This window comes from Nocardia sp. JMUB6875 (assembly GCF_041154655.1).
GTDB lineage: Bacteria > Actinomycetota > Actinomycetes > Mycobacteriales > Mycobacteriaceae > Nocardia.
The window spans coordinates 1-267 of record NZ_BAAFGR010000435.1 but is presented as its reverse complement, the minus strand read 5'-3'; the positions used below and the strand labels follow the sequence as shown (position 1 = coordinate 267).

At 55.8% G+C, this 267-nt stretch carries 1 rRNA gene; it reads right to left on the bottom strand.

The annotated features are described in order from the left end of the window. Window positions 1–98 (bottom strand): 5S ribosomal RNA (gene rrf, locus ACAM49_RS40415); the annotation flags it as partial. Between the last annotated feature and the right edge of the window lie 169 nt (window positions 99–267).

Below are 267 nucleotides of genomic sequence, written 5' to 3'. Positions count from 1 at the left end.
TCCCACACCCTGTCGAGTGCAGTACCATCGGCGCAGGTGGCCTTAGCTTCCGGGTTCGGAATGGGACCGGGCGTTTCCCCACCGCTATAGCCGCCGTAACTCTATGAAACTGTCACACAGAGAGCCTTCACCCTTGCGGGCCAAGTCTTCTCAGTGATCTGTGTGTTGTTTCAGATACTGCACAGTGGACGCGTAGCTTCTTTGTTGGTAAGTCCTCGGCCTATTAGTACCAGTCACCTACACCCGTTACCGGGCTTCCAGTTCTGG